Raw genomic sequence first — 13,927 nt, 5'->3', positions numbered from 1 at the left:
CTCGTTATGCAAGTTTTGAGGTTGCGATTTTTCCAGCCAAGCGAACACTCGCCAGAGGCGCGAGCCGATGGAATGTGGTCGACGAACCTATCCCGAATGGAAGTGGCCAGCTGCATTTCTCTCGCTTGCGCAGCAGGCTACGAAGAGAATCACCACTGACTGCGCAACACCACCACAAACGCAATCAGCGTCGCGTACGGCAGTACGAGCATCGTCGCTTCGTAGCAAACGCCCCGTCCTGACCGCTGGTCCAATGCTTCCCGCCGATCGGTCGCGGCCCAATAGAGATTGGCTACCAGAAACAAACCCACGAAGACTCGCATTAGCGAACAAGCGAGCAATTCGGTCGGGCTGGGAATCGGCGCTAGCCCTGCTTCGTAAAGCAGTTCAAGCGTCGCCACATTGAAATAGGCGTACGGAAAGACCGCGGAGTACAACACCCAAACGCACTGGGTAGCACCGGCAGCGCTGCGGAAGCCCCTTGAACCGATCCAACGCAAGAGCCCAACCACGGGTATTACGAGCAGCGCCAAAAACGCGAGGCCGGGACTCCTATCGCCCGGCGTATGGAGAAACAGAAAAGTGGCGGTGCAGGAACTGAGCGTTAGATTCAAAAACGGAATGTCTCTCGCGCGGAACCACAGGATCGCGCCAAACAACGTGACGCTGCTGATAACATAGCAAACGCCAAACAATCCTTGATTCGGATCAATCAACCACAGCGGCAGCGGCGCCAGCGCGACGGCAAGGATCAACCGCGTCCGGGAAACGCGAAATCGGGCCGAAGCAGTTTCCCGGGACAAGTGGGGCTGCGATTGAATTTCTTCGCCGGACGATTCAGAGAGATCATTCAAAAATTATCTCCCCGTAGCATTCTCGAGACGAAGACCATGATCGCAAACGGTATCAAAACCATCGTCGCTTCGTACTTATAGCCAAGGTCAGGCCGCTGCGCAAGATTTTCACCGCGATCAGTGACGGCCCAATAGATGTTGATCCCCAGCAACACGGCAAAGACTAACAGTATGGGCCAACCAATATACCAATCCTCAGGCGCCCTCCGGCGTGACGCCAAGTTCGCGATACCTCCGCCTCCTACGCAGAAAACGCAGAAAGGCAAACTCGCCGTCAGCAGCACTTGAATGCATTTCGCTGGGCGGTAACTTGCCATCCCTTGCGATGGGAAAAAAAATTGCGAGATCAGCAGCGACGGTACCGCGAACATGACCAATACGGGAAACGCTGGCCAACCAATGGGCCCGAAGATCGCGGCAGCAGTGAGCATAAAAGCAGCGAACATATTGATTCGCGGCAATGTTTCGGCGCGTGCCCAAAGAATCGTCAAGAAAAGCGTGCAACAACTAAGGATGAAGCACCACGCGTACTTCACGTTCCACCGATGAATCAACAACAGCGGCAACGGCGACATCGCAGTCGCAATGATCAACCGCGTCAGCGAGAAGCGAAATGGAGAGCCCAACGACTCTGCCGCCACAGGCCGTTCAGCCGGTGCTGGACCCCAGTCCTCCTGCTCTTCTCCCGGCGGTTGCTGCAAGAGTGACATCAGCGCTCTGGGGTTCAACAACGAACGGAAATTCTTGGCGCCCCCTTACTATATCGCCGGGTCGAATGTTTATCCCGAATTGGGTCAGATTTTTTGAGATTCGAATTACTCCAACGCTAGGCGAACGAAGTAGCGCGCTGGCGCCGTGTTACCAGAATTCACCATTCCAGAAACAAGACACTGGCTCAGGGGGCGGCGCCAATTTTTGCGCGGGCGATCACAACGAGCTCGGTAAACTCCATTTCAGTTTGGCCGCGCCCCGCATGGGCTTCCGCAGCCTTGCCGGGGACGAGTCCCGGTTGTTCGTCTGGGCCTGTCTCGCCAGACTCCGGTTGTGGCTTAGTAACCACGCGTTGTTGCACGAGCCCTGCTAATACAAACGCGTCGCCAACATGCATTTCCACGCTTGTGTCGACACCGCGAACGCGCAGCGCCGGCACGGTTAAATCACCCAACTTGATGCCGTGGTCGGGATCAAGTTCGCTAATCCGTGGCCGCAATCCCAGCCGAATTCTTCCCTGGCCCAGCACGACCGGAACGACATGCATCTCGGCGCCGTAGGCTTTGAACTCAATCGCCGGACTACCATCGGCTGATGGAACTTGAATCGGAAACTCTCCGCCGACATGAAACGAAGCAGGCTGACCGCTGACCGTCATCAACGTCGGTTCCGCGAGAACTTTTAACGCACCTGATTTTTCCAACTTGGCGACGACCTGCTTGAGGGCTTCGTCGTCGGCAATCACTCGGTAAACGGTCGCACTACCAGTCTCCACCGGTCCCGGCTCCGCTAATCCGCCGGCCGCCAGCGCTGCTGCAAATCCGTTGGCTTGCGGCGTTTTACGGTGCGTGAGTTCGAAAACTTGGACAGAGACAAAAACTTGCGAATGCTGCCCGGTCCGCTTTCGCAGGCGATCAATCTCCTGCGTCAGCGCGTCTCGCGAGGCGATCAGTCGCTGCAGCTGCTTCTCGGCTTGAAGCGTTTCTTCTTCAGCTGCAGCAGGGACGGGGGCGACTTGTTTCGCAGGCGCCGTACCCTGGGGAGTGAACGCTGGATCCTGACTCATCACCACCGCAGGCAAACCCAAGAGTAGTAGCCATGGAAGCGTTCGTACCCACATGGAAAATCTCCGCTTGTGCTTGAGTCAAACTGCAATGTCGCGAAGCGAATGTAGCTTCAAAGAAGCAACTGGTGAATGTCAGTAAGGTGATGCGTTTTGCTAGCGGCCGCCGAAAGTCGCTTTTCGCTCCTGCGAAAGTAGCGTCGACGGATGACCATGCCGAATCAATTTCTCTCGCGCCGAAGTCTTGTTTACGCAAAACAAAGTGAAACAGGGGATCCGTAGAGTTCGAAGATAGGCTGTTGGACTGTATCACCCAGCCTAGAGATCAAACGCCAGCGATTCTCTCACGTCATCGCCCCTTCCGTCTTCGAGCAATCTATTTTGTCCCGAACTTACGATTGTCCAAATTTCCTTGTCATTTTCGTGTCGAATCTCAAGGTAATATTCGGATCCCCATGCATCGAACTCATCGGTATTCAATCTGAGTTGCAGTTTCATCAACGCCTGAAACTGCGTGAGGCGCCCATTAAACGCTGGAACGCGTAAGCCGATACTGTCTGCATGTAACAGGCAGAGTATTGGAAACATTTCCAACCGAGTCGCGATTGCCAAGTTCCGCTGAATGCGAGCGTCTCTCTCCTCGTATGCTCGCCAAGCGATGCACGTCAAAACGCATAGCCATCCAGTGAATAGGAAGAATTGTTTGATTGACATCGCGCTATACAACGCAAAAGAGATTCCAGGAAAATCACAGGGGGACGGGGGCAATACTGTTCGGCAATAGAGTTGCTCGGCGCCATGGCCACGGCCTTACTCTTCGGTCTTTACTTTCTACCATTGCGAGACTCGGAAGCAATCAGAAGCCTCCGAATCCTATGTTTGATTCTATCCCGTTGTTGATTTATCTTCCCGTGGATGGACGACCGACGATCGCAGCGTGGTTCACCACAGCGATGTTGGAACAGGTCGCGGGTAGTCACAATATCCAATCCAACGTCCACATCACGTTTGTTGACGTTTACCTAGGGCTGCGTCGCTTCGCGGCTTCGCCCTCGGCTAGTTTGGGACGGCCAGCAGGGCCTTAGAAATTTGCTCGCCTGGCATCTTCGGCCGCCGCAGTCGCGTAAAGATCGCCGCTTGACATAGCGCACGAATCCGGGGTCCATTACCCAGGAAATCCCGAACCAACCATGATCAATCGCCGGCCGCGAAGGTCGGTTCGAGGCTGCTGTGCTGCGCGCCGCCAATTTCTGCCGCCGATCGATCACTCGAGCCGCGGGACGGCCCGTACGCAGATGTCTTCGGTCCGGTCCAAGGAGAGGGTGAATGACTAATTTCTAAGGACGAATGTCTAATCAAGAATGACGAGCGATGTTGTTAGTCCTATCTTGATTCGACATTCCCAAAGTGCAGTCCAGTCCCAGGTTTCAGTCCATAAAACCAGCAGTCCGGTCCGGTCCAACCTTTCAAACGAAAAAACGCAGCGGTCCGGTCCAGTCCCAGGTTTCGACTCGAAAAAATGCGATGCGGTCCGGTCCTATCCGAAATGTCCTGCCGCATTCCATCGGCTTGCACTTTTCGAGGTTGGGCGATTTGCCATTCACAAACGATCAAACATGAGAAATGAACCGTCAAACATGACCAAAACCAGCCGGAAATCGTCACACTAGCCAGAGGCGCAAGCCGATGGAATGCCGTCGGCGATCCTAACTCGGATTGAAGTGGCCAGCCGCATTCCGTCGACAAGACGGATTCCGCAATCTCGACAGGCGGGAAGTTTTTCCCGCATTAGGCGAGCTTTTTGCGACCACAATTGCGCGCAAACCGCGGCCGCTTTCCTCGCTTGGCAAGCTTGGGTAAAGTGGCGGTTTCACGAGTGATAAAACCCGCACCCAGGGCGCTGATTCGCCCGACAAGATTCCACCCCCGTTACCAAGAGAAGCTCTATGGCCAAAAAATCAATCGCCGACGTCGACGTCGCTGGCAAAACCGTTCTGATGCGTGTCGACTTCAACGTTCCGCTGGATGACGCCGGCAAAGTGACCGACGCACGCCGCGTCGAGATGGCGCTGCCGTCGATCAAATCGGTCATCGACCGCGGCGGACGCGTGATCTTGATGAGCCATTTGGGACGCCCAGAGCCGGGCGCCGATAACTCGAAGTACAGCCTGAAACCGGCGGCCGAAGCGTTGGCCGGACTGCTGAGCAAGCCGGTTGCGTTTGCGACCGATACGGTCGGTTCCGACGCCGTCGCCAAAGCGGGCGCACTGACCGATGGCGACGTGCTGGTGCTAGAAAACCTGCGCTTCGAAAAGGGCGAGAAAAAGGGGGACGCCGAGTTCGCCGGCAAGCTCGCCGCGCTGGCCGATATCTACTGCAACGACGCGTTTGGAACTTGCCACCGCACCGACGCTTCGATGGTCGCCGTGCCGGAAGCGATGGGCGACAAACCGAAAGTGGTTGGTTACCTGGTCGACAAAGAGATCAAGTATCTGACCGACGCGATCAAGAGCCCGCAGCGCCCGTTTGTGGCGATCCTGGGAGGCGCCAAGGTTTCGGACAAAATCATGGTGATCAAAAACTTGCTGGGCATCTGTGACAAAGTGCTGATCGGCGGTGCGATGGCCTACACCTTCTCGCTGGCCGAAGGGGGCAAAGTGGGGGGCAGCTTGGTCGAAAAAGACAAAGTCGATCTGGCCAAAGAGCTGATCGCCGCCGGAGGCGACAAGCTGGTGCTGCCGGTCGACACCCACTGCGGCGACGACTTTAAGAGCAGCTGCAACAAAGTGGTGGTCAAAGCAGGCGAGATCCCGGATGGCTTTGAAGGCTTGGACATCGGACCGGAGACGGCCAAGATGTACGCCGAGCTGGTGAAGAACGCGAAGACCGTCGTCTGGAACGGCCCGATGGGCGTGTTCGAGATGCCGCCGTTTGACGAAGGAACCAAAGCGGTCGCTCAAGCGATCGCCGACAGCGATTCGATCAGCATCATCGGCGGCGGCGACAGCGCCGCGGCGGTGGCCCAACTCGGCTTCGCCGATCAGGTTTCGCACGTCTCGACCGGCGGCGGCGCCAGCTTGGCGATGCTAGAAGGTCAAAAGTTTGCGGCGGTGGAATTGCTGGACGAAAAGTAAAGCAGCTCACACAAGTCGAAAAAACAGGGGGGACGCCTCGGCATGGGGCGTCCTTTCTTGGTTGCTGACAAGATGGTTTGCGCATAAACTAATTGGGAGCCCCACCTTTTTCTCCCTCCCGATGACAACGCCATGCCCGATCACCACCCGGTCTGTATTGACCGCCGCGCGTTCTTACAAGGCTCTACCCTGCTGCTGACTGCGGCCGGCAGTTCGCTGGCGTTTGCTGACGACAGTTCGTTTGCGTTTGCAGACGATAGTTCGGTCGATTTTCGCATCGGCATGATCACCGACCTCCATTATGCCGACAAACCGCTGGCGGGCAGTCGTTCTTATCGCGAGACGCTTGGCAAGCTGATGAAAGCGAGCGATACGTTTATCGGGGCGAAGACCGACATGATCATAGAACTGGGCGACCTGATCGACGCGACCGGAGATGCCGAGATTTCGTGGAGTTACTTGAAAACGGTCAATGACGAATTCCAGAAGATCTGCGGCGATCGTCACTATGTGCTAGGCAACCATTGCGTCGACACGCTGACCAAGGGCCAGTTTTTGGGGGCCGTCAGCCAAGAGGAGTCGTACTATTCGTTCGATCGTGGCGATTGGCACTTTGTGGTGCTGGACGCTTGCTTCACGCGAGATCAGAAGCCGTATCATCGGAAGAACTTCGTCTGGAGCGACGCCAACGTCCCTGCGAAGGAGCTCAAATGGCTCGCCGACGACCTGGCGGCGAACGACAAACCGACGATCGTCTTTGTCCATCAGCGGCTGGATAACGCCGGCAGCCATATGGTCCGTAACGCCGCCAACGTTCGGACGATTCTGGAACTGTCGCGAAATGTTCACGCCGTTTTTCAGGGGCATCACCACGCCAACAGCTACCAACAAATCGGCGGTATCCACTACTGCACGCTGGCCGCGATGGTGGAAGGAAGCGGCGCCGAGAATAACGCCTACGCGCTGTTGGACTTGCTGCAAGACGGATCGCTGCGTTTGAGCGGCTTCCAACAACAGGCCAACTACAAATGGCGGACGAAAGCCTGATCGCGCGCTAAATTCGCTACAACCGGAACCGCTGTGGGCGGCCATGCGGAAGCTGTAGCGGCTGGAGAATGGTCGCCGCCTGGTCTTTGCACGCATGCTATCACGGCTGTAACGTCGCGCGATCTTTTTCGCGAATCGCCGGGGCCTCTGCGTCGATACTTAATTCTGCCACGGACGGGTGAAGTTCGGACACGGATGGGCTAACGCTGACCACTACGGTTGGAGACGCAATGCCTATCGATATTCTCCATGCATGGCTCGGAATTGCGTTCGTCGCGATCTGGGCGATCATTGGACAAGTGACGCTAGAACGGAGCTGAGTTGCTGCTAGAGACCAATCAGGAAAGGACGCTCATCAAACACTTTCCCTTGATACTTTCTCGCAGCAACACTTCACCCCTTTTCGCCTGAAAACGGCCCCGCTACTTGACACAGGGCGGCTCTTCGATTCCCCTAGACGGCGCAAATTCAAAAACTCTCTGAATTTCTTGTCGTTTAGGATTACGCATGTCAGCCCCCTCTGATGAACAACCTCCGGCCGCGCCTGCGCGCCCCAATCTCGCTTACTGGCGCGCCAATCTGGTCGTCATTGTGATCATGATGATCATCTGGGCAGTCGTCTCGTTCGGCTGTTCGGTCTTCTTTGTCGAGCAGCTCAACGCCTGGCATATCGGCAGTCTGCCGGTGGGCTTTTGGTTTGGCCACCAAGGCGCGATGTACGTCTTTGTCGTGCTGGTCTTCGCCTACGCGTTGATCATGGACCAACTCGATAAGAAGTACGGGGTAAAGGAATAAGCCGCATCATGATTGACTTCCCCCCCCTGCTTGGCTTTGTCGAGTTGTCTAGCGCCGTCTGGACCTACATCTTTGTCACGATCACCTTTTTCATCTATCTCTACATCGGCTGGAAAAGCCGTGTGAAAGAGACGAGCGAGTTTTATGTCGCCGGCGGCGGAGTGCCGGCGATCGCCAACGGCGCCGCAACGGCCGCCGACTGGATGAGTGCGGCGTCGTTCCTCTCGATGACCGGCCTGATCGCCGCCAGCGGCTATGACGGCACGGTCTACCTGTTGGGCTGGACCGGCGGTTACGTGCTGTTGGCGCTGCTGCTGGCCCCCTACTTGCGCAAGTTTGGCCAATACACGGTCCCCGACTTTGTGGGCAAACGTTATTACAGCGAGACTGCTCGCGTTGTTGCGGCGCTATGTGCGGTCTTTGTTTCGATCACCTACGTCGCCGGTCAGATGCGCGGCGTCGGACTGGTCTTCTCGCACTTCCTGGCGGTGCAGGTCGAAGTGGGAGTTGTGATCGGCATGGTGATCGTCGCCTTCTTCGCCGTATTGGGCGGCATGAAGGGCATTACCTGGACGCAGGTCGCCCAATTTTTCATCCTGATCGCGGCGTTTTTGATTCCGTCGATCGCGCTCTCGAAGATGCTGACCGGACATTACGTTCCGCAGATCGGCTTTATGACCGGCGATATTCACGAGCGGGTCGATGCACTGCATGCCGAACTTGGGTTTGAGGCCTATACGAAGCCGTTTACCAATCGCTCGCAGTTAAACGTCTTTCTCACGATGTTCGCGCTGATGACCGGCACCGCGGGCTTACCGCACGTGATCGTCCGCTTTTATACGGTCGCCAACGTCCGGGCAGCCCGGTTTAGCGCCGGTTGGGCGCTGCTGTTTATCGCGTTGCTTTACACGGCGGCGCCGACGATGGCCCTGTTCGCTCGTTACAACCTGCTCAGCACGCTGAACGGCGCCAAGATCGTCAGCATTGACGAAGGAGAAAACGAAGACGGGGAAAAGACCGGCACGCCGATCTACCATCTAGCGGCGGTCGGCGAAGATGGAACCGAGACGCCGATCCATTGGATCAACTCTTGGCAAGTCACCGACCTGATCGTGTTTAACGACAAAGACGGTGACGGCGTGATCTCGCTCCAGAAAGATGGCGACACCTTCGCCGAGGCGACCATCGACAAAGACATCCTCGTGCTGGCCACTCCTGAAGTCGCCGGCCTACCGGGCTGGATCGTCGCGATTGTCGCGACCGGCGGTTTGGCGGCGGCGCTGAGCACGGCCGCCGGCTTGCTGCTGGTGATCTCCAGTTCGATGGCTCACGACTTGTACATTCACTTTGTCGACCCCAAAGCGTCGGAAGCGAAGCGGTTGCTCGTTGGTCGCATCATGATTTTGGGGGCCATCGTCGTCGCCGGGTACTTTGGGATCATCAAGCCTGGGTTTATCGGCGAAGTCGTCGCATTCGCGTTCGGACTTGCGGCGGCCAGCTTCTTTCCGATTATCTTCCTGGGGATCTTTGATCGCCGGACCAATCGCGAAGGCGCGATCAGCGGCATGATCACCGGGATCGTCTTCACCGGCGGCTATATCCTGGCCTGTAAGGCGAACGTGATCCTGCCGTTCCTGTTCAGCGAGCCGCTAATCACGCCGATGTTCGCCAATTGGACCGAAGGCGGAATCTTGCCAGAGTCGATCGGCGCCGTGGGCTGCATGCTGAACTTTGTGGTCACGCTGGTCGTCAGCCGGCTGACTCCGGCGCCGCCGGAAGAGATTCAGCAACTGGTCGACAACGTGCGGATCCCACGCGGCTCGCACGCTCCAGAGGCTCACTTCGACGAAACCGACGCCGAAGCCGACAACCCCTAAGCGAGTCGGCAAATCGATCGCTAGAAGCGCAAAATGAAAGCCGCCTCGGGCAATGTCCCGTGCGGCTTTTATCTTTTGCAATGAGAACGTATCGAAATTTGTTCCAGCGAAAAAATGGCTGCGACACGGTCTTTCAGAGACGGCGTCGGCGTCAGGCGACAAGCAGCAAGTCCAGTTGCAGAATGCCGTTAGGCGATCTGCAACGGCTGGCTATCAAGGACCCGTGCAGTACGGAAGTTGTCAAGGCGTTCTTCCTCAACAAAGTAATACAGATTGTCATCGGGGCTATAGAGCCCTTTGACCGACGCGGCGCTGACATCGCTGCGTACTAGTTTGCGGCTTGAAACAGCCAGCTCGCAGAATTCTTCCGGCTCGATAAAGCGAGTCCGTAGTTCCTGGCGTAGCTCATCACGTTTTTGGGCTAAGGTCATTCCTGCCAATTTCCAAACTACCATGTCGAACTTCGTCCCTCCTGAAACCGTCGTGGCGAAGCGTAAAATCCGCGGCAGTGGAAATCCGTTTCACACACGCTGGCATCTTCGTTGACGCCAGAATCCCCGCTGGCCGCTATCGGTATGATAGCAAAGCTAGCGGTGTCGTCCCTTCTCAGACTCGGGATCCATAGAACCCTCGTCCGCGAAGCTGGGAAAGATCGCAGGAACTTATTGTCGCTAAGTTAAGACCCGACGCAACCTACCCATTTGGAGAATGGCTATTCCACCCGGTTCAAGGAGGCTCTTACAAAACCTTAATATCTAGCAACTAACTTCTCATTAAGTCGAAACAACGCCAAACCTCTTTCTATATCGGTACTTACGGCGTCGAACTTTCTACTCAAATGGGGCGACGCCCCAAACCGGCTCTCGAAACCGGTAGCCTACCCCCCGAATTGTCTCTATAAGATTTGCTTGTTCGGCCAGCTTTCGACGGATCGTTTTGATGTGCACGTCGATCGCTCGCGACTGCGACGAAGGCTCGCCTTCTTGTTCCGTTCGACAAGCGTCGAAGAGATCATGACGCGAAAAGACATGTCCCGGCTTGGCCATCAACCTCCAAAGCAAACGAAACTCTGTCGGCGTCGCGCCGATCGAGACTCCTTTGAGTTCGGCCGTGTAGCGGGTTCGATCGAGTCGCAGCCCGTGATGCTCGAGGATGACGTCATCTTGCCCCGCTTGGCGTGCCCGACTGAGGAGCGTCTTTAGTCCTTGTGCCAACAGATCGAGCGCCAGCGTCTCCGCTAGTAGAGAATCGATCGACTGCGGTTCTTCGTCGACGCCATCGGTCTGGCCAACGCCCGGCGTCACCAGAAATGCCGGCAATTGCTCCGGCCGCATTCGACTGCTGATGCGGCGGCACATGTCAAATGACTCAGGCGAATGATGGCCGACCAACACGATGTCGGGCGAATGCGTGATCGCCTGCTCCAGCCCGTCTTCCGAATCGACGGCTGTTCGCACTTCGCAGCCCGATTGCCGCAAATTATCAGCCAAGGCGGCGCTGAGCCTGCCTGGACGACCGATAATAAGCACAAGCCGATTGTTCATCGTGAAGGCGTTGCGAGGGGAGGACCAGAGGGAACGAAACGTACAATCTGCCGCCAGCAGCGCGACTAAGGGGCTCGGTCGCCGCCGCGCCGCACCATTTCGCCCTCGACCAGATAGACGACCGTTTCGGCGATGTTCGTCGCGTGATCGGCGATTCGTTCGACGTGCCGCGAAATCGTCAACATCTCCATCATCCAATCCAGATCGTCAGGCCGCTGGCGAGCGCCGTTCTTAAACCAGTCGTACATGCTGCGATGCAGCTCATCGACCTTATCGTCGGCGGCGATGATCGCGCGAGCTTTACTAGCGTCTCGATCCAGCAGCGCATCCAGACTTTGCCGCAGCATTTCGACCGAAGCTTCTTTGGATCGTTGCAACAGCGGCGGCAAATCAAAATGGGCGCCCGAATCGAGCAAACGCAGCACCCCTTGGCCGATGTCGTGCGCCTGATCGCCGATTCGCTCTAGTTCGTTGATGACGGTTTGCACCGTGATCACAAATCGCAGATCCGAGGCGACCGGTTGAAACAGCGCCACCAGGTGCAGCGACTCTTCGGCGATCTCCATTTGCATCGCGTCGACATCGTCGTCGCGATCGACCGCTTCCTGGGCAAGGTCACGATTTTGCTCTTCGGCGGCGCGAATCGCCAACATGACGTGATCTTCGACCATCGAGCCGAGCGTCAATAATTGGCGGCGGAGCTGGTCAATCTGCTTTTCAAAATGAACCGACATTGAATTTCAATCCTTGTTTGCGTTGCGAACGCAGGGAGCGTCAAGCTGGCCGTTAGCGAAAGTTCCGCATGTACGAATCAATCGTTTCGGCGTCAGGGCTTTTGACGGTCATCCCCAACGGTCCCGCTCCGATCTTCGTGACATGCTTCGCGAGATCCGAGTTGCCGGCGAATTCCTTCAGCTCGGCGCAATCGGCGCGCAACACCCACAAGCGACCATCGACAATCTTCGTCACGTAACCCGGCTGAGCGACCAGATAGGCTTCGATCACGCCGGCGTCGCGCGTTTTGAGCGTCTCGCGCTGCGGTCCGACCCCAATCTTCGTGACGTGGGCGGCCGGTTCTCCTTGTTCGCTGAACTCCTTCCAAGCGTCTCCGTCGGCCGGAAAGACCCACACGCGGCCATCGGCGTCGACCGCGGTATGGAAGCCCGGCTTGCCGTATCGATACGCGGCGATCGTCGCCGCGTCGTCTGACTTCAAAGTCACACCCAGCGGACCGACGCCGGGCCGAATCACCTGCTTGGCCGGCTCGCCTGCGGTGAGAAACTCTTCGGCGGCTTCGCTTCCCTCACGCAACACCCAGACGCGGCCGTCTTCGATCGCCGTGACAAAGCCCGGCTTGGCGGCGAGATAGCCGAGAATCGTTTCCATTTCATCCGACTTCACCGTCATGCCAGAGGGGCCGACGCCGGGTCGAATCACTTGCTTCGCCAGTTCGCCAGCATTTAGAAAGTCGGCCAGATTGGGGTTCGCCAGGCCAAACGCCCACAAGCGGCCATCTTCTTCAAAGGTGACGTAACCCGGCTTATCGAACGCGGCTTTATCCGCCGAGGTTTTCACCACTTCGCCCGAGGGAAGATAGTAGAGCCAATACCAATCGTTTTGCTTGGAATCGATTCCTGACTTCGCTCGATAGCACGCGGTCACGCCGATCGTCTTTCCTGCTTGCAGATGTTCGACCACGATGATCGATCCATAGCCGGGCTCGTTGATGTTTTGCAACGCGACAGGATTGGCGTAGGTCTTGGACTCGCCAGCTACTTGCGGAGCCGGCACTGAAGCAGGCGCCTGCGGTACGACATCCCATTTCTCGTACTTACCGCTCAGGTAGTTCCAGAAATCTTTGGCAAACTGCTGATGCTCTTCTGAGCGACGCTCGGCGGCGGCCGCCGGAACGATCGATCCGAAAATCACAGCGAGACAAACGAAGGCGCCAATGAATCGAGACATCATGTTCCCCTGAAATCGGTGGCTACGTAAATGGCGGTGATGGGAAATTGGATACGTTCCGTTAGCCGAAGCGGCCGGTGACGTAGGCGTTGGTTTCGGTCAGTTTTGGATTGGTGAAGATGTCGACGGTCGGACCGAACTCGACCAGACGTCCCAGGTACATGAACGCGGTGTAGTCGCTGATCCGCGACGCTTGTTGCATGTTGTGCGTCACGATCAAGATCGAGTACTCGCCACGCAGTTCGCGAATCAGGTCTTCAATCTTGCTGGTCGCAATCGGATCGAGCGCCGAGCAAGGTTCGTCCAGCAGCAGCACTTCCGGTTCGCTGGCGATCGCCCGCGCGATGCACAACCGCTGCTGCTGTCCGCCTGACAGGCTTAGCCCGCTCTCGTGCAGTCGATCTTTGACCTCGTCCCAGATTGCGGCGCCTTTGAGGCTATGCTCGCAAACCCCCTCCAGGACGCCGCGATTTCGCTCGCCGTCGATTCGCAGCGGGTAGACGACGTTCTCAAAGATGCTCATCGGAAAGGGATTCGGCTTTTGAAAAACCATGCCCATTCGCTTCCGCAGTTCGATGACATCGACGCCGGCGTCACAGATCGAATCGCCGTTCAGGACGATGTCTCCCTGAATGCGGACAGTGTCGATCAAGTCGTTCATGCGATTCACGCAACGCAGCAGGGTCGACTTGCCGCAACCAGAGGGTCCGACTAGCGCCGTCACTTGCCCCTTGGGAACCGGCATGTTGACGTTGAACAACGCTTGCTTTTCGCCGTACCACAGGTTGAAGTTTTTGATCTCAAGCACGCACTCTTCGCGTTTCACCGAATCGTGAATGACCGAGTCGAACTCATGCCCTTGGGCGATCATTTCCAAGCGGTTCTGACGCTCTTCGGCGGGCTGCTGTGCAGGGGAAGTCTCGTTCACGCTGTTTCT

The 13,927-nt window shown here is 56.9% G+C and carries 13 protein-coding genes; 5 read left to right on the top strand and 8 right to left on the bottom strand.

Annotated elements, in window-relative coordinates; genetic code table 11:
* Positions 1-149: 149 nt before the first annotated feature.
* From DSM3645_RS05315 to DSM3645_RS27745, 3 genes are all read right to left on the bottom strand, one after another.
* Positions 150-854, bottom strand: a complete 705-nt coding sequence (locus DSM3645_RS05315) for a hypothetical protein (RefSeq protein ID WP_002651031.1) — start codon at positions 852-854, stop codon at positions 150-152.
* Positions 851-1,429 carry a hypothetical protein gene (locus DSM3645_RS05310; RefSeq protein WP_131282262.1) on the bottom strand — a complete coding sequence of 193 codons (579 nt, stop codon included), beginning with the start codon at positions 1,427-1,429 and terminating at the stop codon, positions 851-853. The genes DSM3645_RS05315 and DSM3645_RS05310 overlap by 4 nt, the downstream gene beginning before the upstream one ends.
* A 320-nt stretch (positions 1,430-1,749) precedes the next feature.
* Positions 1,750-2,685, bottom strand: a complete 936-nt coding sequence (locus DSM3645_RS27745) for a hypothetical protein (protein ID WP_050769308.1) — start codon at positions 2,683-2,685, stop codon at positions 1,750-1,752.
* 818 nt (positions 2,686-3,503) lie between these two features.
* On the opposite strand from DSM3645_RS27745, the gene DSM3645_RS30180 reads away from it, so the two are divergent.
* The 5 genes from DSM3645_RS30180 to DSM3645_RS05275 all read left to right on the top strand — a co-directional run bounded on the left by DSM3645_RS30180 (position 3,504) and on the right by DSM3645_RS05275 (position 9,481).
* Complete coding sequence (locus DSM3645_RS30180; RefSeq protein ID WP_131282259.1) at positions 3,504-3,713, top strand: hypothetical protein; 210 nt, start codon at positions 3,504-3,506, stop codon at positions 3,711-3,713.
* 861 nt (positions 3,714-4,574) lie between these two features.
* Positions 4,575-5,762 carry a phosphoglycerate kinase gene (locus tag DSM3645_RS05290; protein WP_002651026.1) on the top strand — a complete coding sequence of 396 codons (1,188 nt, stop codon included), beginning with the start codon at positions 4,575-4,577 and terminating at the stop codon, positions 5,760-5,762.
* Between the two features lie 132 nt (positions 5,763-5,894).
* Positions 5,895-6,809, top strand: coding sequence for a metallophosphoesterase family protein (locus DSM3645_RS05285; RefSeq protein ID WP_002651025.1), 915 nt, complete (start codon positions 5,895-5,897; stop codon positions 6,807-6,809).
* 507 nt (positions 6,810-7,316) lie between these two features.
* Positions 7,317-7,604: a DUF4212 domain-containing protein gene (locus tag DSM3645_RS05280; RefSeq protein ID WP_002651024.1), complete on the top strand. Its 288-nt coding sequence runs from the start codon at positions 7,317-7,319 to the stop codon at positions 7,602-7,604.
* An 8-nt stretch (positions 7,605-7,612) separates the two neighbouring features.
* The gene (locus DSM3645_RS05275) at positions 7,613-9,481 is read left to right on the top strand and encodes a sodium:solute symporter family protein (RefSeq protein ID WP_002651023.1); all 1,869 of its coding nucleotides are present in this window, start codon (positions 7,613-7,615) and stop codon (positions 9,479-9,481) included.
* Between the two features lie 188 nt (positions 9,482-9,669).
* Here the strand turns inward: DSM3645_RS05275 and DSM3645_RS05270 are convergent, their stop codons facing one another.
* The 5 genes from DSM3645_RS05270 to pstB form a co-directional block, all read right to left on the bottom strand.
* Positions 9,670-9,936, bottom strand: a complete 267-nt coding sequence (locus tag DSM3645_RS05270) for a hypothetical protein (protein WP_002651022.1) — start codon at positions 9,934-9,936, stop codon at positions 9,670-9,672.
* A gap of 375 nt (positions 9,937-10,311) precedes the next feature.
* Positions 10,312-11,025, bottom strand: a complete 714-nt coding sequence (locus tag DSM3645_RS27740) for a response regulator transcription factor (protein WP_002651021.1) — start codon at positions 11,023-11,025, stop codon at positions 10,312-10,314.
* A 65-nt stretch (positions 11,026-11,090) separates the two neighbouring features.
* Positions 11,091-11,759: a phosphate signaling complex protein PhoU gene (gene phoU / locus DSM3645_RS05260; protein WP_002651020.1), complete on the bottom strand. Its 669-nt coding sequence runs from the start codon at positions 11,757-11,759 to the stop codon at positions 11,091-11,093.
* A 52-nt stretch (positions 11,760-11,811) separates the two neighbouring features.
* Positions 11,812-12,990, bottom strand: a complete 1,179-nt coding sequence (locus DSM3645_RS30835; protein ID WP_002651019.1) for a hypothetical protein — start codon at positions 12,988-12,990, stop codon at positions 11,812-11,814.
* 61 nt (positions 12,991-13,051) lie between these two features.
* Complete coding sequence (gene pstB, locus DSM3645_RS05245) at positions 13,052-13,918, bottom strand: phosphate ABC transporter ATP-binding protein PstB (RefSeq protein WP_040352142.1); 867 nt, start codon at positions 13,916-13,918, stop codon at positions 13,052-13,054.
* Positions 13,919-13,927 lie beyond the last annotated feature (9 nt).

This window comes from Blastopirellula marina DSM 3645, from assembly GCF_000153105.1.
Lineage (GTDB): Bacteria > Planctomycetota > Planctomycetia > Pirellulales > Pirellulaceae > Blastopirellula > Blastopirellula marina.
The sequence above is the reverse complement of the archived record's forward strand: the minus strand, read 5'-3'. Positions and strand labels throughout refer to the sequence as shown.

Excerpts from the sequence above, each read along its gene's own strand:
- DSM3645_RS05270 (WP_002651022.1), bottom strand. The coding sequence starts at position 9,936 with ATGGTAGTTTGGAAATTGGCAGGAATGACCTTAGCCCAAAAACGTGAT.
- DSM3645_RS27745 (WP_050769308.1), bottom strand. The coding sequence starts at position 2,685 with ATGTGGGTACGAACGCTTCCATGGCTACTACTCTTGGGTTTGCCTGCG.
- phoU (WP_002651020.1), bottom strand. The coding sequence starts at position 11,759 with ATGTCGGTTCATTTTGAAAAGCAGATTGACCAGCTCCGCCGCCAATTA.
- DSM3645_RS05290 (WP_002651026.1), top strand. The coding sequence starts at position 4,575 with ATGGCCAAAAAATCAATCGCCGACGTCGACGTCGCTGGCAAAACCGTT.
- DSM3645_RS05280 (WP_002651024.1), top strand. The coding sequence starts at position 7,317 with ATGTCAGCCCCCTCTGATGAACAACCTCCGGCCGCGCCTGCGCGCCCC.
- DSM3645_RS30835 (WP_002651019.1), bottom strand. The coding sequence starts at position 12,990 with ATGTCTCGATTCATTGGCGCCTTCGTTTGTCTCGCTGTGATTTTCGGA.
- DSM3645_RS05275 (WP_002651023.1), top strand. The coding sequence starts at position 7,613 with ATGATTGACTTCCCCCCCCTGCTTGGCTTTGTCGAGTTGTCTAGCGCC.
- DSM3645_RS05285 (WP_002651025.1), top strand. The coding sequence starts at position 5,895 with ATGCCCGATCACCACCCGGTCTGTATTGACCGCCGCGCGTTCTTACAA.
- DSM3645_RS30180 (WP_131282259.1), top strand. The coding sequence starts at position 3,504 with ATGTTTGATTCTATCCCGTTGTTGATTTATCTTCCCGTGGATGGACGA.
- DSM3645_RS27740 (WP_002651021.1), bottom strand. The coding sequence starts at position 11,025 with ATGAACAATCGGCTTGTGCTTATTATCGGTCGTCCAGGCAGGCTCAGC.
- DSM3645_RS05310 (WP_131282262.1), bottom strand. The coding sequence starts at position 1,429 with ATGTCGCCGTTGCCGCTGTTGTTGATTCATCGGTGGAACGTGAAGTAC.